Annotated in this window: 14 protein-coding genes and 3 pseudogenes; 10 read left to right on the forward strand and 7 right to left on the reverse strand. The window is 61.5% G+C overall.

Annotated elements, in window-relative coordinates; all coding sequences use genetic code 11:
- Positions 1–47 precede the first annotated feature (47 nt).
- From NKH78_RS24305 to NKH78_RS24315, 3 genes are read right to left on the reverse strand one after another with little or no spacing between them, the layout of a single operon-like run.
- Complete coding sequence (locus NKH78_RS24305; RefSeq protein WP_502899837.1) at positions 48–1,004, reverse strand: substrate-binding domain-containing protein; 957 nt, start codon at positions 1,002–1,004, stop codon at positions 48–50.
- 28 nt (positions 1,005–1,032) lie between these two features.
- On the reverse strand, positions 1,033–2,037 hold the full coding sequence (locus tag NKH78_RS24310; protein ID WP_352786282.1) for an ABC transporter permease: 1,005 nt from the start codon (positions 2,035–2,037) through the stop codon (positions 1,033–1,035).
- Positions 2,034–3,566, reverse strand: coding sequence for an ATP-binding cassette domain-containing protein (locus NKH78_RS24315; protein WP_352884474.1), 1,533 nt, complete (start codon positions 3,564–3,566; stop codon positions 2,034–2,036). Before NKH78_RS24315 ends, NKH78_RS24310 begins: the two co-directional genes overlap by 4 nt.
- A 103-nt stretch (positions 3,567–3,669) precedes the next feature.
- Between NKH78_RS24315 and NKH78_RS24320 the strand changes: the two genes are divergently transcribed.
- Positions 3,670–4,665 carry a LysR substrate-binding domain-containing protein gene (locus NKH78_RS24320; protein WP_352884475.1) on the forward strand — a complete coding sequence of 332 codons (996 nt, stop codon included), beginning with the start codon at positions 3,670–3,672 and terminating at the stop codon, positions 4,663–4,665.
- Positions 4,666–4,868: 203 nt separating this feature from the next.
- On the opposite strand, the pseudogene NKH78_RS24325 reads toward NKH78_RS24320, so the two are convergent.
- Both NKH78_RS24325 and pdxR read right to left on the reverse strand, forming a co-directional pair.
- Positions 4,869–4,964 (reverse strand): annotated as a pseudogene (locus tag NKH78_RS24325) (MOSC domain-containing protein); the annotation flags it as partial.
- A 161-nt stretch (positions 4,965–5,125) separates the two neighbouring features.
- Positions 5,126–6,622, reverse strand: a complete 1,497-nt coding sequence (gene pdxR, locus NKH78_RS24330; protein WP_502899833.1) for a MocR-like pyridoxine biosynthesis transcription factor PdxR — start codon at positions 6,620–6,622, stop codon at positions 5,126–5,128.
- Between the two features lie 83 nt (positions 6,623–6,705).
- Between pdxR and NKH78_RS24335 the strand changes: the two are divergent.
- The 4 genes and pseudogenes from NKH78_RS24335 to NKH78_RS24350 all read left to right on the forward strand — a co-directional run bounded on the left by NKH78_RS24335 (position 6,706) and on the right by NKH78_RS24350 (position 9,760).
- Positions 6,706–7,874: pseudogene (locus NKH78_RS24335) on the forward strand (trans-sulfuration enzyme family protein).
- Between the two features lie 52 nt (positions 7,875–7,926).
- Positions 7,927–8,829, forward strand: coding sequence for a dihydrodipicolinate synthase family protein (locus NKH78_RS24340; protein ID WP_352884478.1), 903 nt, complete (start codon positions 7,927–7,929; stop codon positions 8,827–8,829).
- A gap of 34 nt (positions 8,830–8,863) precedes the next feature.
- Positions 8,864–9,564 (forward strand): annotated as a pseudogene (locus NKH78_RS24345) (FMN-binding negative transcriptional regulator).
- A 70-nt stretch (positions 9,565–9,634) separates the two neighbouring features.
- The gene (locus NKH78_RS24350; RefSeq protein WP_352779269.1) at positions 9,635–9,760 is read left to right on the forward strand and encodes a type II toxin-antitoxin system prevent-host-death family antitoxin; all 126 of its coding nucleotides are present in this window, start codon (positions 9,635–9,637) and stop codon (positions 9,758–9,760) included.
- 539 nt (positions 9,761–10,299) lie between these two features.
- On the opposite strand, the gene NKH78_RS24355 is transcribed toward NKH78_RS24350, so the two are convergent.
- Positions 10,300–11,376: a hypothetical protein gene (locus NKH78_RS24355; protein WP_352884480.1), complete on the reverse strand. Its 1,077-nt coding sequence runs from the start codon at positions 11,374–11,376 to the stop codon at positions 10,300–10,302.
- A 191-nt stretch (positions 11,377–11,567) separates the two neighbouring features.
- Complete coding sequence (locus NKH78_RS24360; protein ID WP_352884481.1) at positions 11,568–11,927, reverse strand: hypothetical protein; 360 nt, start codon at positions 11,925–11,927, stop codon at positions 11,568–11,570.
- Between the two features lie 8 nt (positions 11,928–11,935).
- On the opposite strand from NKH78_RS24360, the gene NKH78_RS24365 reads away from it, so the two are divergent.
- From NKH78_RS24365 to NKH78_RS24385, 5 genes are all read left to right on the forward strand, one after another.
- Positions 11,936–12,454, forward strand: coding sequence for an AbiU2 domain-containing protein (locus NKH78_RS24365; protein ID WP_352884482.1), 519 nt, complete (start codon positions 11,936–11,938; stop codon positions 12,452–12,454).
- A 1,175-nt stretch (positions 12,455–13,629) separates the two neighbouring features.
- Positions 13,630–14,478, forward strand: a complete 849-nt coding sequence (locus NKH78_RS24370; RefSeq protein ID WP_502899838.1) for a DUF3991 and toprim domain-containing protein — start codon at positions 13,630–13,632, stop codon at positions 14,476–14,478.
- 329 nt (positions 14,479–14,807) lie between these two features.
- Positions 14,808–15,413: a DUF1419 domain-containing protein gene (locus NKH78_RS24375; RefSeq protein WP_352884483.1), complete on the forward strand. Its 606-nt coding sequence runs from the start codon at positions 14,808–14,810 to the stop codon at positions 15,411–15,413.
- Between the two features lie 10 nt (positions 15,414–15,423).
- Entirely contained in the window at positions 15,424–15,822 is a 399-nt protein-coding gene (locus NKH78_RS24380; protein ID WP_352884484.1) for a DUF3085 domain-containing protein, read from the forward strand.
- A gap of 85 nt (positions 15,823–15,907) precedes the next feature.
- Positions 15,908–20,215, forward strand: a complete 4,308-nt coding sequence (locus NKH78_RS24385; RefSeq protein ID WP_352884486.1) for a helicase-like domain-containing protein — start codon at positions 15,908–15,910, stop codon at positions 20,213–20,215.
- Positions 20,216–20,240 lie beyond the last annotated feature (25 nt).

Below are 20,240 nucleotides of genomic sequence, written 5' to 3' on the forward strand. Positions count from 1 at the left end.
TGAGGTCTGGACCCGCCGGCCAAGCCGGCGGGTCCATTGGGTGGCGGTCAGTTGCTCGGGGGAAAGACGCGGGCGATGACCTTCTTGGCCTCGGGACTGTCAACCTTGTCGGCCGTAACAAGAGGCATGACCAAGGCCAGATCCTGGGTCACCGGCGCGCCCGTCAGTGCGTTGTAGACCTGTTGGGTTCCGTCGATCCCTTGGCCCACCGCCTCCTGGAAGAAGATGCCTTGGATCGCTCCCGTCTTGAGCAGCGCAATCGTTGTCGGCGAGCCATCGGCGACGGTAATGCCGATCTTGCCGGCCAGGCCGCGCGTTTCGACCACCTTGGCGGCGCCGCTGCCGGCTTCGTCATACATGCCGTAGATAGCCTTGACATCGGGATTAGCGGTCAAGAGGTCATTTGCCTGGGTGACGGCTTCGTTGATCGTCAGGCCACGCGTCTCCAGCATCTGGACGAGGTCACACCCTGCGGCCGCGAACGCCTCCTTGGCGCCCTTGAGGTATTTCTGCGCATTCTCCCGATCCTGCGGCAAGGACAGCATACCGACCTTGTTGCCGCCACGCTCCTTGGCGAGCTCGCAGGTGAATTTCCCCTGCGCCTTGCCGGTCTCATAGTTGTTCGCCGTGACCGAGGATGTGTAGTTGGTGAGGCCCGGCTGCGGCCCGATGCCGGCGAACGCGATCGGTACTTTCTGCTTCGCCAGATAATCGAGCAGCGGCGGTGTCGATGTCGAGCTAACGGGGCCGATCACAATGGCCGAGACACCTTTGGTGACGGCGGTCCTGGCATTGTCCATCTGCTTGGCGGGCGAATTCTCCGACGTGTACTCGACATAGTCCATGCCAAGCTCGTTGGCCTTCTCCTTCACGCCGTAGCCGACCCATTGCCAGTAGGAGATATCCAGCGATGGGGCGATATAAGCGACGGTCTTCTTGTCTTCAGCATATGATGCGCTGGACAGGCCGGACGCCGCCAATGCTGCAAGCAGGATTGTCTTCATTTTCATCTTGGTTCCTCCCGTTGATGATCTAGATGCGGTTGTTATTGCTGAAGCGGTCGATCAGAACCGCGAGCAGGATTGCAGCGCCGGTGACCGAGCCTTGCCAGAAGCTGTTCACGCCAATGAGGTTCACGCCGTTCTGGATACAGGTGATCATCAGCGCGCCCAGCACGGCGCCGATCGCGCTCCCGGTTCCGCCAAAGAGGCTGGCCCCGCCAATGACGACGGCGGCGATTGCCTGCAGCATCAGGCTGGCGCCGGCAGTGGCTTCGGCGTTGAGGATGTAGCTTACCGTCAACAGCCCGGCGAAAGAGGCGAGCAGGCCCGAAGCGACATAGGCCGCGAACTTAATGCGCAGAACCGGAATGCCGAGCAGCCGGGCGGCAATTGCCGATGAGCCGACGGCGTAGAACCAGCGTCCAAGGACGACCTTGCGCAAGGCGTATTCCAGCAGGACCATCAGGATGATGCAGAACAGAAGATGGTTCGGGATGCCTGGGATGATCTCGCCCGAATTCAGGAGCCAGAAATCCGGGGCGCCGATCGGCATCGAACGCCCATTGGTGACGATGAAGGCAAGGCTGCCCGCCACCGCGTAGGTGATGAGCGTGACGACGAAAGGCGCGAGCCCGACGACCGTGACCAGAAGGCCATTGATCGAGCCGAACACAAGGCCGACCGCCAGGCCGGCAGCACTCGCGGTCAGTCCGTCACCGCCATTGGCCATCGCCAACGCGGTCACCATTCCGGTCAGGGAAAAGACTGAACCGACCGAAAGATCGATTCCGCCGGTAATGACGACCAGCAAAACACCGAGCGACATGATTATGAGAGGCGCGGCGGCCTGGATGATGTTTTGCACATTGCCCATGCTGAGTGCTGCGGGCACCAACATGCCGACGGCCAGCAGCAGGACGACGATCGCAGCGGCAATCGCGGCTTCCGTGCGGTAGGACAAAAGAACTACTGGGACGCGCGACGTGGTGGTCCGGAGTTTTTTCGTCGTGGTGGTGCCGTCGGTTGCGTCGGTCATGCCGCCATCCCCGTCAGTTCGGCGAGCCCCTCCTCGGTGAAGTGCTCTTCAGGCAGAAAGCCCTTTGGCCGCCCATCGGTGTCAAAGGCGAAAATGGCGTCGCAAAGCTCGAGCAGTTCGACGTTCTCGGTCGACCACCAGATGATGATCGCGCCAGCGTCGGCCATCTCCCGGATCAAACCGTAAATGTCATGCTTGGTGCCGATGTCGACGCCACGCGTCGGCTCTTCCAGCACCACCATCCGGAGCGGCAGCCCAAGCCACCGTGCGACGAGAAGCTTCTGCTGGTTGCCGCCGGACAACGAGGCCGGCAGGTCCCAGATCGAGCTGGCTTTCAACTTCAGCGCCGAAACGAGATCACGACATTCCTGCCGCTCGGCTGCGCCTACGATCCGCCGCCTCTCGCGAACCCTGCGTGCTGCAAGCACGTTATCGACGATGGGCAGCTGCGAAAGGATCCCTTTGGTTGCGCGGTCGCCCGAAACAAAGCCGATACCGGCCCGCGCCGCTGCCACTGGGGACGAGAAACGGTCCCCAAAGCCCCCGCCCGAAAGGCGCCAGCCAGCCCCCGGTCCGGCGCCCACCAGGGGAGCAATGAGGCCGGTCGGGCCCGCCGGTGCGCCGGCCAGTCCCAGGATGGTGCCGGACGAAATTGCGATCCTGACGTTGTTTGGGCCCAGCAGCTCGATCGGTGGGCTCTGGGGGAGGCCCCTTTGCGGTTTGCGGTGGGTTGCTGGACGCTGCGCGTGTTGGCCCATCTGCTGGATGATGTCCGCGTCGCTGAGCGAGGCCAGGGGCGTGGCATTCGCGATCGTGACGCCATCGCGCAAGATCGTGCAGACATCGCAGAGCGCGCGGATTTCGCGCATGCGGTGAGAAACAAAGACGATACCAATGCCTTCTTCTCGCACCAGCCGCTTTAGCACCGAGACGAGTTTGACCGTCTCGCCGGCTGTCAGGTTGGCGGTGGGCTCATCGAGAAGCAGCACTTCCGCTCCGGTCGAAAGTGCGCGGGCGATCTCGACGATCTGGCCTTCGTGGAGGGACAATTTGCGTGCCGGCCGATCGATGATCTCTTCGCCGATCGCGGGGTCGATCAGGCGGAGCGCACCAAGCGCGATTTCCCGCATGCAGCGACGGCTGATCTGCGACCAGCCCGCCTTTGCATGGACGATGCCGATGTTTTCCGCGACCGACAGCTCGGGCAATAGCGCCAGCTCCTGATGCACCACCGCGATGATCGGCCTGGCGTGGCCGGCCTTCGACGAGGCGAAGCTAATATCGCCGGCATCGCGTGAGGTCAGCCCGGTGATGATGCGGATCAGGGTGCTTTTGCCGGCGCCGTTGCCGCCCAGGAGCGCGTGGATTTCGCCAGGCCGGACCTGAAAACTCACGCCCCGAAGGACCCGTGTTGCGCCGTAGTTCTTCTTAACATTGGAAGCCTCGATCAGGGGCTTCCTGGTCGATGCCTGTCCAACTGCCGGCACATTGCCGGCACTACCCAAGCTTGAGGCTGCACCCGGTCCCATTCTGTATCTCCTCCCGAGACCATAGGATGATGCGACCGATTGACATTCGGCTCAATTCTCGTTTCTTAACATTCTGTGTAGCTGAGCTTAACTGACGAGGACGATGTCAGACATCAAGTTCAATTCGATGACGTATTTCGAGGCGGTCGCGCGGCTCGGCGGTGTGGCAAAGGCCGCGCAGGAATTGCAGGTGACACCTTCGGCGGTTAGCCAGCAGCTGCGGCTGCTCGAACACCAACTCGGGGTGCGGCTTTTTCAGCGCGAAAAGCGCCATCTCTCGCTCACGATCGACGGTGAGCGGCTCTTCCAGACCACCACCCAGGCTTTCGAATCCATACGCGAGGTGCGTAATGCCATTGTGCGGCAGCGCGAAAGCTTTCAGCTCAGCCTGCGCGTCAGTCCTTCCTTCGGTGAGAAATGGCTGGCGCCTCGGTTAGCCGAGTTCAGCAAGGGCTATCCGAGCTGGAATTTGCGCGTCGACGCCACGCCCAATTTCTCGGATTTCGAAACGGAGGTCATCGATCTCGATCTTCGTTATGGCGACGGCGGCTGGGCCGGCCTTTATTCGGATTGCGTCGTCAACGATCTGATCCTGCCGATGTGCTCGCCTTCCTATCTTGCCGGACTGCGCGCGATCTCACCGGATCCGCGCGAGCAGCTTCGCCGTGCGCGGTTGATCGACAGTGTGAAGGCCTATTTCCGGTGGGATTATTGGCTGCCGCGCAACGGTATCCAGGGCGCCCGCATGGCCTATCCTTACCGTTTCGACCGTTCGTCAATGTCGATTCAACTGGCGAAGGACGGTGCAGGTGTGGTCCTGGAAAGCACATCCATCGCATTCGAGGACCTGGTGTCGGGTTCTCTGGTTCCGGTCTCGATAGAGTTCGAGGTCATCGAGTTTCCGGGATACTGGCTGGTCTGTCCTTCGCGGCATATGAACCGGCGCGCGGTTCGCCTGTTTTCGGACTGGGTGTCACGCGTGGGTAAGCGCGACACCGATCTGGCTCGCCAGTTTCTGGCGAAAAAGCAACTCCGCATATCATTCGAACGACGGCCACATTTCGGGGCACGAGATGACAAAGCGGCGCCAATGGCGTGAACAGTTCGACGTTCAAGACACATGGCAAGACGAAGATTGACAGCACGTTACGGTTGAGGAGCTGGCAAAACGCAGGCTGTGTGCAAGCGAATGGGTTGGCCCCGCTTTTCATAGTCCGCGTAGCCTATGCCTGTGGCTGCCCGCGCCACAATGACCCTCGAGATCAGTCAAGCTGCGACCTTCTTGCGGCTCCGCTTCTCGGCTCGGCGGGCAATAAGCTGCGCCTCCGCCAGTTCCTCCATTTCATAGGAGGCAGCGGGCGCGATATGGATATGAAGCAGCTTTCCTAGCCAGGTCATCATCGCTGTCGGAGCTTCGTCTCGTGGAAACCTGCTGCAAAACTGGCCTGATCAACAGCGCCAGTTGCATGGCGTTTTCCCAGTCCAGTTGGCTTTGCAAAACGAAATGCGGTTCAGCCCAAGGGTCGGTTTCCTCACCAGCACGCCACGTCCCCGCCGTTTTAGCCACAGTGTCCCGGCAACGCATCTTGCACCTGCTTGACAACCGCTCGCAGGATCTCAACGCCCTTCTCGATCTGCCGAATGCTCAAGGCGGCATAGCCCATGACAAGCCCCATGCGATCGATGTGGCCTTCGTCCGACTGCCGCTCGTAAAGGGGCGAGATCAGGTGTAGCCCCAGGCCCGCGCCTCGGGCGGCTTCGACCAGGGTCGTTTCCCGCGATCGCGGCAGTTCGTCGAACCAAACGACGACGTGCAGACCGGCCTCTGCTCCCTGGACAGCGATGCGATCTCCGAAGCTGCGCCGCAAGGCGCCCAGCAACGTCCCCCGACGCTCGCCGTTCAGCCTGCGCACGCGCCGCACATGGCTTTCGTAGCCGCCACTCTCGATCAAAGAGGCCAGAGCCTCCTGTTCAGCCACCGGCGAATGCCGGTCCGCGAATTGTTTGGCGGTAGCGAAGACCTCCTGCAATTCCGTCGGGACGACGAGATAGCCGATACGCAGCATCGGCGAGAGCGTTTTGGAGATCGTGCCGAGGTAGATGACAGCCCCGTGGTCCTCGAGACTGTGCAGCGGAGGGACCGGATTGATGTCGTAGCGATATTCGCTGTCGTAGTCGTCCTCGATCACATAGGCGTTGTTGTGCCGCGCCCATTCCAGAAGCTGATGGCGGCGCGCGATCGGCATGACGCCGCCCAGCGGAAACTGATGCGATGGCGTGACATAGGCCAGTCGTGCCCCGATCCCCGCCAGCAACTCCGTCTTCATCCCGTCCTCGTCGACGGTGACCGGGATGGGCAAGGCACCCGTACTGGCAAAGACCTGACGCGCCATCCTGTAGCACGGGTCCTCGATGACGAAGCGGTCGGCGCGATCAAGAAGCAGGCGAGCGCACAGATCGAGGCCCTGCTGCGAACCGTTGACGATGATGATCTGCTCGAGGTCGCAGCTCAGGGTTCGGGCGCGCCAGAGATAGCCCTGGAGCGCCTGGCGCAGCCGGCGCGAGCCGCGAGGGTCGTCATAGGCAAGACGCAACGGGCGCTGCCCCATCGCCTCGTTCATCGCACGTTTCCAGACCAATGCGGGGAAGTCTGATGGCGCCAGGTCGCCATAGCGGAAATCGACCTTCAGTCCAGTCGGCAGATAATCCGGCCAGGGCGGCGTAACGCGCAGTCGTTCGCCATAGGCGGACAGATGAACCGGGCCGACTCGTTTCGCGACGGTGCGGCTCGTCTCAGGACCGATCAGCGAGGATGCAACGCGAGGTCGTGCGCCTTGACGGACTTCGATGAAACCTTCCGCGGTCAGTTGGTCATAGGCGACCGTCACCGTCGTTCGCGAAACCCCAAGGTCACTTGCCAGGCCGCGGGAGGACGGCAGCTGACTACCGGTTTCATAGACGCCGCCGAGGATTTGCTCGCGAAGAGCCTCGTAGATCTGGCGTGCACCCATCGCGTGCGAGCGACCTGCAGAACCGGCACTTGAAGACTGGACCATTTCATTCATTGCTAACTGGATATTTCACATTGGCCAGTTTGCCGTCAATCTTTCGGAAACCCAAGAAAGATCTTAGAGGCCGAATGACCCGCTCCTATCAATCCGAAACGGATGCTCTCACGCGGTCGCTCAACGACACCGGTCCCGCATTCGCCACTCGGGCGATCCATCATGGCTACGATCCGGCCGGCTTTTCCGATGCCGTTCAGCCGCCAGTCTTCTTGACCTCGACCTATGGATTCGAAAGCGTGGCAGCGAACGAGGCCGCCGCCGCCCTTGGCGGAAGGCTCTATGCGCGCGAATACAATCCGACGACGGAGATCCTCGAGCAACGGCTCGCCAATCTGGAAGGAGCCGAGGCAGGTCTGGTCGTTGCCTCGGGGATGGCGGCTTTCGGGACGCTGATCCTGTCGCTCCTGTCCCAAGGCGATGAACTCATCGTCCACAGGACGCTTTATGCGAACACGCTTGCCATGGTCGAACAGGCGGTCCCCCGCTTCGGCATCAAGGTCGTCGCGGTCGACCTGTCCGATCCTCACAATCTCGATGCCGCGATCACCGAGCCATTGCCGAGCGCGCCCACGCGCGCGGTGTAAAGGTTGCAGTCGACAGCACCTTCGCCTCCCCCGCGCTCCAGCGGCCGCTCGAACATGGGGCAGACCTCGTGCTCCACTCGCTGACCAAATACATCAATGGGCACGGCGATGCGCTTGGCGGGGCGATTCTCGGCGACGCGCAAACGCTCCGCACGCTGCACGAAACGGGCCTGCGCTACATCACCGGCGCAGCGCTCTCGCCCATGTCAGCCTTCCTGATCCTGCGCGGTCTGAAGACGCTCACGCTGCGCATGGAACGGCACAGCGCCACTGCCCTTGCGGTGGCTCAGGCGCTCGAGGCGCACCCGGCGGTGGCATGGGTAAGTTATCCCTTCCTCGACTCGCACCCTGATCAGGTGACGGCGCGAAAGCAGATGTCCCAAGGGTCGGGCATGTTGGCCTTTGGCCTCCACGCTGGGTTCGAGGGCGCGCGGCGGATGATGGACCGGCTCAACCTGATCACCCGGGCTGTCAGCCTCGGCGATGCCGACAGTCTCATCTATCATCCGGCAAGCCTGACCCGTGCTCGTCAGCCGATCCGCAAGGATGCGCATCTGGCCGATGGAGTCGGCGAGGACCTCATGCGTCTCTCGGTGGGTCTTGAAGACGTCGATGACCTAATCGCCGACCTGCGGCGGGCTCTGGACGCCTTGTGATGACCTGTCGTCCGGCCAGTCCTGCGCTCACGCACAAACCTGGAGCCTTGCCATGGCATTCCTGAGCGGTCTTTCCGCGTTTCCCATCACGCCCGCCGATCGTGACGGCCGCGTCGATACCGTTGCTCTGCGCAGGCTGATTGCTCGGCTTGGCGCCGCTCAGGTCGACTCCATCGGTCTTCTCGGCAGCACCGGCACCTATATGTATCTGTCGCGCGAGGAACGGCGACGGACGCTCGCCGAGACCTTGGACGAAATCGCCGGGCGAATGCCGGTCGTGGTGGGTGTGGGCGCGCTGCGCACCGATGAAGCAGTGAGATTCGCGCAGGACGCCAAGGCCCTTGGAGCTGCCGCGGGGCTGCTTGCGGCCGCCTCCTACACCCCGCTTACTGAGGACGAGGTGTTCGAACATTTCTCCACTGTGGCGCGCGAAAGTGGCCTGCCGATCGTCGTCTACGACAATCCAGGAACGACGCATTTCCATTTCACCCCAGCACTCGTCAGCCGCCTGGCAAAGGTGGGTGGGATTGTCGCTATCAAGAATCCGACAGACAAGGGCGATGCGATCAAGAGCCATCTGGCCGACCAGAGGCGCACTGTGCCGGAAGGGTTCTCGATCGGCTACAGCGGCGACTGGAACGCCGCAGAGGCCATGATCGCCGGCGCCGACACATGGTACAGCGTCCTCGCCGGCATCCTGCCCGAGGTCTGCGTGAAGATCGTCACGGCGGCGCAACAGGGCGATGCGGCCGAAGCGCGACGGATCGATGCCACGCTTGCGCCGCTCTGGAGCCTCTTCAAGGAGTTCTCGAGCCTTCGCGTCGTCCATGCACTTGCCGAATTGCTCGACATTTGCCGTGCCGACCCCCCGCGTCCCATCCTGCCTCTGCCCTCAGCAGCGAAGCGCCAGATCGCCGCCGCGTTGGAACGCTTGCCATCGGATGTCAACCGGTGAATAGCGAACCCGGCGGCCAGTGAAGGAACCTGTCATGTATGTACCCGCGCATTTCGATGAACCGAGCCGAGAAGTCCGCTACGAACTGATCGAGAACAGTGCACTTGGCATGCTGATAACCCATGGCCGGAGCGGTCTCGACGCCAATCACATCCCTTCGAACTCGACACGTCACAGGGAGAAAACGGTACCCTTCGCTGCCACGTCGCGCGCAACAATCCAGTTTGGCAGGACCTGACGACCGCCCATGAGGTGCTCGTGGTGTTCCGCGCCGCCGACGCCTACATTTCACCGCAGTGGTATCCGAGCAAGCAGGAGTTCCACAAGCAGGTGCCGACCTGGAACTACCTCGTCGCACATGCATATGGACGGATCACAATCCACGACGACGAACGCTATGTCCGCCGCCATGTCGCCAAACTGACCCACAGGCACGAGGCGACCCAGCCTGTCCCGTGGAAGATGGGTAACGCGCCGAAGATCGCTTGCAGATTTCTCCTGTCAAAACCACGGGCCCCGCCGATCGTGCAACCAAGCTGCCCGGTCGACCATCCGGACCGCGGCCTTCAGTGCCAGCTCGCCTTGGGACCGGCCCTCCAGCAATTGTTTGAGCGCGCAGCGGAATCCGGCTGGACCGAGGACGAGATAGCCTGTGCGCTCCTCGAGCTCACTCGCGAGCGCCTCAAGGGACAGCTACCAAGCGAGGCGTTATTTGATCGGGAAGGTACTTCGTGAAGCAGGTAATTTAGCCATATTGCCAAAAACAGCTATTTCGCCTGTTTTAGGGGTGAAGATGGAGACCAGGATGACCAGCTTTACGCTAACCGACCTCGGCAACAAATCCGGCGAGGTGGTCGAGGCGGCATACCGAGGGCCTGTCGAGATCACAAAGCGCGGCAAGCGCAAATTTGTGCTCCTAACCGCCGAGTAGTTCGATCGATTGTCGGGACGAAGCGCAAATTGAGCGTATCGTGTCGAAGATCTCAAGGGAGCCGAGCGCGATGAAATTCTCGCTGGCCTAGACGGCCGTCACCTTGATGGATAGCGGAGAATGACCGAGCCTGAACACGACCAGGTCATTTTCTATTCCTACCTGTGGGCGCGAGAATTCGATCGCGGTGAAGAGAGTGGCCGAAAGCCTCGGCCGACTTGCGTGATGGTAATCGTCGCAGGCAAGAACGGCCGCACGCGGCCTCTGCTTTTTCACGATGAGTAACGCTCCGGGACCTGACCGGCGTCGAGATCCCGGAGCCTGAGGCGAAGAGGGTGAAACTCTATACGCGGCCTGGGCCATCGTGGACGCCTCATGGGCTTTTGGAGTCCACCGTTCCGGTAGGCCAGTTCACGCGACGTTTCATGGCGAAGCTTGCGGCTGAGGCAGCGACAGCCATTCGGGCCAAAAACATTCGCAGCATACCGCGGCAATAATCATCGCATCGCTCGCTGAAATCCGGCATTTCCCTAACTTGATCAGTACCGACGATGGGCGCGCAGTATTACTCCGGTCGCCTTTCCAGACTCCACATCGATGCCTACAAGGACCTGGATACGCGGCTTCTGCAGCTCCTTCACCGCCAACCCTACCGGTGCAGCTTCATCCATGGAGGCCCAACGCGCGCCGATGTCGATGCTTTCGATGAGATGAGAAACCTTGTGTTCGGTAAGCGCAATTAACCCGTCGAGTTCCTTCGCCCGGGTAGCAATATAACGTGTCACATCAACGGACGTGAAGGCACCTGTTGGCCTGCCAGCCTTATCCACACATACGATCGCCTGATGCTTCTCATCGACAAGCCCGATCACATCGTTCAAGGCGGTGTCGGGAGTTACGCTCAAGAACGCTTTGTCGAGCTTCGCAGCGAGATTATTTGCCGCAGTACCGTCCCGGCGCGGTCGGGTTCTGACGACCGCGCTCAGCGTGGAGTGATGCCTCATCCACTCTGCGGTCTCTTTGCAGCGCAACTCGGTCAGTCGAACGATCTTTGCATAGATATCCGTGATGTTCATGTCCAGAATTGGCTCGTGATGAGCAACTCGATTCCGGAACGTGTTGATTGGCCTTACGAGGTTCTGGATATCCTGCCGGCTTTCCCCATGCTGCAGATGGGGGAAGGCCAAGTTGACGGTCGTGCGCCAGAGTGCGCCATACTCAGATCGAAAGAGATTCGACCAGAAATCGAATGTAAGCGTTGCGACAATCTGATCTCGGGAAGCGTTCTGTCCCGCCCGTTGAATGGCCTTGTCTAGAGTCCATAGACCCTCCGGCGTCAAAGTATGATCCCGGAAGGCGGCATTCTGATGCCAGTTCTGCTGAAACTTACTGACGAGGATCTCATCGACGGCATTGCGAAGCGTGACTTCCGCCACGTTGATAGGATACAGGAACGCCTTCGCGACGCGGGCGTTGTAAAGATACAGCGCCAACGCATACTCTTCGTGGTTGCCGCCCTTGGATAGGTAGGTGGCAAACCGTGGCTCAGAGATGGAGGCCCTGATCGCCTGCATCGTGGGTTGCGAGTACAGATAAGGAACTTGACTTTCCGCCATGAAACGAAGATAACTCCCCCAAGCAGTCGAACTGGCCCCACTGGCTTGCCAAGCGCCGTCGACACCGATTTATGTGCACCAGGTCAGGCCAGTCCTCACCTGGTGTTTCATTTTTGGGTATCATGCAAGCTTACTTGAGACGAGGCCCGAAGTTATCGTTATAGCTGGAGCGCCGCTTTCAAAGCGCGCCATCATCGACGGTCGTGATCAGGGGGATTGGTCCAACACCCCTGATAATCGCCATCTTCTATCCCACCGCCGCGCGTCGGCAACGGCAGCTCGCCTGATTGCATGGTGAAATACGCGAAAACCTGCACGTCATTGCGCCAAATCAGAGTACATGCTGCGAAGTTTATTGACATGATCGAGGTCAATCGATGCAGAGATCGGCACAGCAGATCGAACGCATATCTCGCTGGCGTGAAGCATTTCGCGACGACACGACCGGCATCCACAAAACCATTCAGGATCTCCTCTGGAACTACGCTGCTTTCCGGACGACGGTAAGGATCGTGCGGCTCGCAAACGAAAGGCGCGAGGCGCGTCGCCACTCAACCAAATGCTGTTCAACCTTATATCAGAGGGTTACTGGTCGAGCCTGCTTCTAGGCACAAGACGGCTTCTGGACAAAGCGCCCCTCAACGGCCCAAAGGGCGTGTATTCGATCCGCTCTGTCGTAAAGGACGTGGAGACAAGCCGCGAATGGCTCACCCGGAGGATCTACGTCGAGAAGGTGCTGGATGCTCACTACGATCTCGATCGACTACGCCGGGAACAGCATGAGAAACTCACCGCGGCGAAGGGAGGGGTCATCTGGGGCGATCCTGAACTCATGAAGAGCGAAGCCGCGCACCGTCATTTCGATACCCTAAGCGGTGTATCCCACTTGGCACGTAGTCCCGATGATCTCGTCGATCCTGCGATCTTCACCCGGATCGAGGCCCGCCTAGCAGCCCTGGATGCAATCGCGGTGCATGTCAGCACACACGTAGCCATGCCGGCAACAAGGAGAGCCGCCTTAACAAGCTGCTCGACGATTTTGACGTACGCGATGCGCAAAAGACCCTTAAGCAGCTGAAGGAAGTTGCCGACCTGACCGGGGTCTGGTTTGCAAATGAAGGCGGCACGGGCCTTACAACATATATCGGAGACCAGTTCCAAGGCCTCGATCAGCCGGTTGTACAACAGGCGGACATCGCTGATCTGGCCGAACAGTGGCGTGTGATCGATCGCGAGGTCGCGAACTGGTCAATCGATCCGGCGGGTCTCTGAATGCTGCCTGCCTTCACCCTTTGGCGTGCTTTCAGCTGAACTTCAACCCGATCTTCCGGTTGGCCGCAGGAGGCGGCGCAGCTTCGAAAGCGGCTGGTTTTTCGACCAAGCTCCATCGTCTTCGCCAGGACGAGCGCGACGTCGAATTGTTCGGCGCCATCATCGGATAGTCGGAGGCAGGTTCCACTTCTGCCGATACTGGTCCGATGTCAGATGCGTGGCGCGGCGGACGCCGCTATCGTGGCTGCATCGTCGGTACAAGAAGAACGATTTTTTCGCCCAGACCTTGACGAAGCCGGCATAAGTCAGCCGCAAGTGCCGCAGGCATGAATCCGCGAGGTTTCGTGCCAAGTGAGCTGGCTCCTGTGCAGAGCCCATTTCCCGCTCTGTCGGCTTAATTCCCTTGTTCCAGCCCGGATCTTGCCGATCAACCCGCTGCGGGGTCGGACTACGCAAAGCGTGCCGTCGCCCATGGCTTCGCCATCGCGATGATCGCGGTCCCGGCTGGACCCGACGGGCGCCTGTCGAGCGGGGAATGGTCTCCGCGACCAAGGAGCCAAACAAATGTCGCACGAACTCAGTCTCGCTCAGAGCCACGCCTGGAATCTCGCTCGCATTGATGACGCCGGTCATCCTGTTCAAGGTCGATGACAACGAATAGGGCGTTCTTCCTGCCGACGACCTCGACGGCGACGAAGTCGACGCGATCGCCGAATACTGCCCATACACAGGAGGTCGGCCGGTTCATTGAACCGGCCCTCTGCCACGGCGTGCCGCTTGCGAGCGGCAGGCCGCAAGGGAGGCTGCGCCGCGGCGGAAGCCGCGCCCTTGCGCCCTTTGCTCTTCGCGGCGGTCGCGGAGTGTTCCGCGAATTGTGTGGAAGAAATTGACTTGGAGAAAGGGACGGCCGGAAGGCTGCCGGGAGAGAAGAATGGAAAGACGGGTATAGAAGAGCTGCGCGGCCGGGTCGGGTGTGCGGCGGTGCTGGAGACCGGCGGCTTCACGGTCGACCTCAAGGAAAGCACTCGCAAAGCGGTCAAATACCGTCGCGGCGACGATATCATCATCGTCATCCATGACGGCAAGGGATGGTTCGACCCGTTGTCGGATGCAAAGGGTGATGTCTATTCGCTGGTGCAGCATCTGGACGGCGGCGATTTCCTGGAAGCGCTCGTGCAGGTAGCGTCGCTTGTGCGATTTGTGCTGAGCGAGCCCGAATGGAAACGGCAGTCACGGGAGACCGAACCCGTCCAGCCCATTCCGAAGCGATGGGAGGCGCGACGCAAGCCGTGGCGCGGGTCGGCGACCTGGCGCTATCTGCGCGATGAACGGCACATTCCCGAACAGGTCATCCGGACCGGGATCGCTCAGAACATTCTGAGGGAAGGCCCGCGCGGCAGCCTGTGGGCCGCCCACAGCGACGCGGCCGGTCTCGTCACTGGCTGGGAGGAGCGCGGCCCGCAATGGCGTGGTTTTGCGGCCGGAGGCGGCAAGGTGTTGTTCCGGTTCGGGACGGTGGAAGCCACCCGCATCTGCGTCACCGAAGCGGCGATCGACGCCATGAGCCTGGCCGCGATCGAACGGATCCGGCGCGACACGCTGTATGCCAGCACCTGCGGCGGTTGGTCGCCGACGACGGACACGGCTCTTCGCCTGTTGGGAGGAAGGCCGAACACGCGGCTTGTAGCGGCCACCGACGCCAACCCGCAGGGCGAGGCATTCGTGTCGAGGCTGCGTGAGCTTGCCGGCGAGCTCGCCTGTGACTTTGAGCGGCTGAAGCCGCGCGCCCAAGACTGGAACGCGATGCTGCAGGACGCGGCATCCGCCTGACGGCGCCGATCACTCAACCGCAGCGCAGAATTGAAGATCAGCCCGCGCTTTGCCATGGCCATGCTAGCTTGAAAGGATGCGCCACGCGGCATGACAGCCGGTTTCGCACCGCCAAATTGGGGAGGCAAGAAGCGAGAAAAGAAAAGGAAACCCGGCTGCCGCATGCCCGCCGGTCGCGTGCAAGGGTGAAGCTTCGCCCGGCTGCGCCGGCCCTTGACCCGCCCGGACGGTGAGGCGGCCGCAGGAGAGGGGTCATGAAGGGCTGAAGATGATGGGCATCCACGAGGATGCTGCGCGCTCAGGCCCGACGAGACTGAAGGAGCCCGCCGATGAACCCCTTTTTTCCCACCCGTAAAGTCTACCAGGGCATTGCCGACCGCCGGCAGATGTGCCGTTTGTTCGACCGCCATGCGCAGCGCCCGATCCGGGAGCATGTCGATGCCGGAGTTCTTTATAGCGGCGAGTGGTTTGAAGTCGGCCCCGTCGAGCACGACTACATGCTGGAGATCCTGCCACCGCTCTGGATGCGCGGCGAGATGTTCGCGCTGCGCGAGTTCCTTACCGACAGCATCACCAGCGTCTTCTACACGCTGCGCATCGACGGCAGAACGCGTTATTTCCATGCCTATTGCGATCTGAATGTGGCGCGATCGCCTGCCGAAATGCGCGATGCCATCGTCGAGCGCGAGACCTGGCCGGTGAAGGCTATGACGCGCGAAGAGCGGCTGGAGCATATCTGGAGCGCCACGCACGACGAGTACGGTGGCTATGCCGGCGACCGCTGGCTGCCGCAGCATCGAGGCAAGCGCACGGTACTCTGTTATGGCGGGCGGCAGGGCGCCATGCTGAAGCTGCTCGACGAGCTCACCGATGATGAGATCGCGGCGAAGCTGCCGGTGCATCTGCGCCACCTCCCCCTGGCCGTTGCCGCGTGAGGGGAATGCGATGTTCACTTTTCCCATTCTCGCAGTTCGCAAGGTCATCGAGCGCGGAAAAACCGATGCCGCCAAAAACGGCGGTTTCCGCAATCCCTATTATGGCCTCAAGCCCGGCGAGGGCGAGATCCCCGGCCTCTGGCTGGTCGGAGACCAAGGTGTCTATCTATTGTCGAACGGAAAACTCGCACACGGCGAGCGCCCGCTCGTCCTCTATTCCGAAGAGTGCCACCCGATCGGTAACCCCGACTGGTTTCACTACAAGCAGCGCCATTTCGGTGGTGACGACGGCATCGAATTCATCGACGCCGAGCAACTGATCCCGCTGTTCGATCGCAACCTTCGCTGCACGCATCTCAACGTGCAGCTCACCGAGACCGAAGTCTCGCTCTCGCTGATCGCCCGCTAACCCCAGCAAACCTGCCAGCCGTTTCACTCGGACGCCAACGCCGTCCGCGCGATCGTGCTCGCCCTCAAATCCAAGGAGATTTTCCATGGCTCATAACGACCCCTTCACATTCGACCTCTTTGGCAATACCGCGCTTTCGTCGGGGCTCAGTCTCGCGCGCTCCGTCGATCTGCTGAAGCCGGGGGCTCTTGCCGCCTTCGTCACCAGCTGCGGCACTTTTGATAAGGCCGACAGCACTGCGCGCGAGCATATCGCGAAGACCGCCGACCTGATTGCCGCGATCCGCCTGCCAGAGGGCAGTTTCCGGGCCGACGCCGGCACGGATGTCGTGGTCGACATCCTGTTCTTCCGCAAGCGCAAGATCGGCGAGCCAGAGGGCGACCTGTCATGGCTCGACACCGAAGAAATTCGGGCCGCGACGCCCGATGAGGGCGCCATCCGCGTGAACCGCTGGTTCGCGCGCCACCCGGATTTCGTGCTCGGCACGCATGCCACCATCCCGGGGCCTTACGGCGAGGCCTATTCCTGCCTGCCCCATCGCGGCGTCGATCTGGAGCGGGCGCTCACCGCAGCGATCTACCTGCTTCCGGAAGCCATTTATGACGGTGATCCGGACGAGATTGGTCATAACGCCGAGGACAGTGTCAATGTCGTCGATGCCCTGCCGGAAGGCGCCGGCGTGCGCGAGGGCAGTTTCTTCGTCGCGAAAAATACCGCCCTCGCGCAGATGATCGATGGCGCCGCTGTCACCATCACCATACGCAAAGGCCGGGCGAGCGAAGGCGTGCCGGAAAAGCACGCGCGTATGATCCGTAAGTTGATCCCCATCCGTGATGCCGTACGTGAAGTCCTGAAGGCCCAGGAGTTCGACCGGCCCTGGAAGCCGGCCCAAGTCAGCCTGCGCATCGCCTGGTCGAATTTTGTGCGCGCCTTCGGCCCCATCAACACGACCGTCGTTTCCACCAGCGAGGACGCCGAGACCGGCGAGGTCCGCGAAGTGCATCGCCGGCCGAACCTGCAGCCCTTCCTTGACGATCCCGATTGCTGGCTGGTCGCCTCCATCGAGGACTATGATCTCGAAACCAATACCGCCCGGCCGGGCCCGATTTTCACCGAGCGCGTCATCGCGCCGCCCGCAGCACCGATCATCACAAGTGCTGCCGATGCGCTTGTCGTCGTGCTCAACGAACGCGGCCATGTCGACGTCGATCACATCGCCGAGCTGCTGCACGCCGATGCCGAAGCAGTCATCGCCGAACTCGGCGACGCCATCTACCGTGATCCCGAGACCGGTTCCTGGCAAACGGCCGACGCCTATCTCTCCGGCCAGGTCCGCGACAAGCTCAAGGCTGCAAAAGCCGCTGCCGCACTCGACCCCGTCTTCGAGCGCAATGTCCGTGCCCTGGTCGAGGTTCAGCCGGCCGATCTTCGGCCTTCCGACATTACCGCGCGTCTTGGCGCACCATGGATCCCTGCCGCCGATGTTGCCGCCTTCGTCAAGGAGACCATTGGCGCCGAGATCAGGATCGATCATATGCCGGAGCTGGCATCGTGGACGGTAGAGGCGCGTCAATTGGGATGGATGGCGGCCGGCACGTCCGAATGGGGCACCGACCGCCGTCATGCCGGCGAGCTCCTAGCCGACGCGCTGAACAGCCGGGTGCCGCAGATCTTCGATACGTTGAAGGAGGGCCATGCCGAAAAGCGCGCGCTCAATGTTGTGGATACGGAAGCCGCCAAGGAAAAGCTGCAGAAGATCAAGACCGCTTTCCAGAACTGGATCTGGTCCGATCCCGACCGGACCGACCGGCTGGCGCGGATTTATAATGACCGCTTCAACAACATCGCGCCCCGAAAATTCAACGGGGATCACCTGCAGCTTCCAGGCCCCTCAGGCGCCTTTTCTCTGTATGGGCACCAGAAGCGCGGCATCTGGCGCATCGTGTCGGCCGGCTCGACCTACCTCGCCCATGCCGTCGGCGCCGGCAAGACCATGACGATTGCCGCGGCCGTCATGGAGCAGCACCGGCTTGGCCTGATCGCGAAGGCCATGTTGGTGGTCCCCGGCCATTGCCTTGCGCAGGCGGCCCGCGAATTTCTGGCGCTCTATCCGACCGCGCGAATCCTGGTGGCCGACGAGACGAATTTTTCTTTAGCCAAGCGACATCGCTTCCTGTCGCGTGCGGCCACCGCCACCTGGGATGCGATCATCATCACCCACAGCGCCTTCCGCTTCATCGGCGTGCCGTCGGCATTCGAGCAACAGATGATCAGGCAAGAACTGGAACTTTACGAGACGCTGCTGACCAAGGTCGAGAGCGACGACCGCGTCTCGCGCAAGCGTCTCGAGCGGCTGAAGGAGGGGCTCAGGGAACGGCTGGAGGCGCTCGCGACCCGCAAGGATGCCCTGCTCACCATCTCCGAGATCGGCGTCGACCAGATCATCGTCGATGAAGCCCAGGAGTTCAGGAAGCTCAGCTTCGCCACCAACATGTCCACGCTCAAGGGCGTCGATCCGAACGGCTCGCAGCGGGCCTGGGACCTTTATGTCAAATCCCGGTTCGTGGAGACGAAGAATCCGGGCCGGTCGCTCGTGCTGGCCTCGGGCACACCGATCACCAACACGCTTGGCGAGATGTTCTCGGTGCAGCGCTATCTCGGTTACGAGGCGCTGCTTCAGCGCGGCCTGCACGAATTCGACGCCTGGGCTTCGACCTTTGGCGACGTCACGACTGAACTCGAATTGCAGCCATCCGGAAAATACAAGCCGGTGACGCGCTTCGCCACCTTCATCAACGTGCCGGAGCTGATCGCAATGTTCCGCTCCTTCGCGGATGTGGTGATGCCGCAAGACCTTCGGGAATATGTGAAGGTGCCGGCGCTTTCGACCGGCGCGCGTCAGATCATCACCGCCAAGCCGTCCGCGGCCTTCAAGCGCTACCAGCTGGTGCTCGACGCCCGCATCAGGGCCATCGAGGAACGCGACCGTCCGGCAGAACCTGGTGACGACATCCTTCTCTCGGTTATCACCGATGGCCGGCACGCTGCTATCGACCTGCGCCTGGTCGATCCGGACAATGACAATGAGCCGGACAACAAGCTCAACGACCTGATCGGTAATGCCTTCCGTATCTGGCAAGAAACAGCGCAAAGCAGCTATGTCCGCGCCGACGGCAAGCCGTTCGAGCTCCCGGGCGCAGCGCAGATGATCTTCTCCGATCTCGGTACGATCAGCGTGGAGCAAGCCAGAGGCTTCTCAGCTTATCGTTGGATCAGGGATGAACTGATCCGCAGGGGCGTTCCGGCATCCGAAATTGCCTTCATGCAGGACTCCAAGAAGTCGGAGGCCAAGCAGCGCCTGTTCGGTGATGTGCGCGCAGGAAAAATCCGGTTCCTGATCGGCTCTTCCGATACGATGGGCACCGGCGTCAACGCGCAGCTCCGCCTCAAGGCGCTGCATCATCTCGACGTGCCGTGGCTTCCTTCCCAGATCGAGCAGCGTGAAGGTCGCATCCTGCGGCAGGGCAACCAGCACGATTTCATCGATATCTTCGCCTACGCCACGGAAGGATCGATGGACGCCCAGATGTGGCAGAACAACGAGCGCAAGGCCCGGTTCATCGCGGCAGCCCTCTCCGGAGACACGTCCATTCGGCGGTTGGAGGATATGGGTGAGGGGCAGGCCAACCAGTTAACGATGGCCAAGGCGATCGCCTCGGGCGATCCGCGTCTGATGCAGAAGGCGGGTCTGGAGGCGGACATTGCCCGTCTGGAGCGCCTGCGCGCGGCCCACATTGATGATGAGCACGCCGTTCGACGGCAGATCCGCGATGCCCAGCGCGATATCGAATACTCGACCCGGCGCATCGGCGAGGTCGGCAAGGATTTCGAGCGCCTCGTGCCGACGACCGGCGATGGGTTCAGCATGGTGGTCAGAGGCGACGCGTTCACGGAGCGCAAACTCGCCGGCCGTGCGCTGATGAAGGAAATCCTGACCCTCGTGCAGCACAGGCAAGAAGGTGAAACCACCATCGCCTCCATCGGTGGGTTCGATATCGGATATTCCGGCGAGCGTTTCGGCAAGGACGGCTACCGCTATGCCACCATGCTGATGCGCACCAGCGCCGATCATGAAATCGAGCTCCCTGTCACGACCGCGCCGCTTGGCGCCATCGCCCGGCTCGAGCATGCCTTGGCCGGCTTCGAGAGCGAGCAGGTACAATACCGCCAGCGTCTTGAGGATGCCGAGCTCAGGCTCACCTCCTATCGCTCGCGTCAGGGCGGCGAGTTCGGATTCTCTGGTGAACTGGCTGAGAAGCGCCGGCAGCTTGCGGGGATCGAAACCGATCTTGCGACGTCGATTGATGGCCAGGATCAGCGTTCAGCCGCATAGCAGGCTCGACACCGGCTGCCGGTCA

This window comes from Mesorhizobium sp. M0910, assembly GCF_040319465.1.
Classification (GTDB): Bacteria; Pseudomonadota; Alphaproteobacteria; order Rhizobiales; family Rhizobiaceae; genus Mesorhizobium.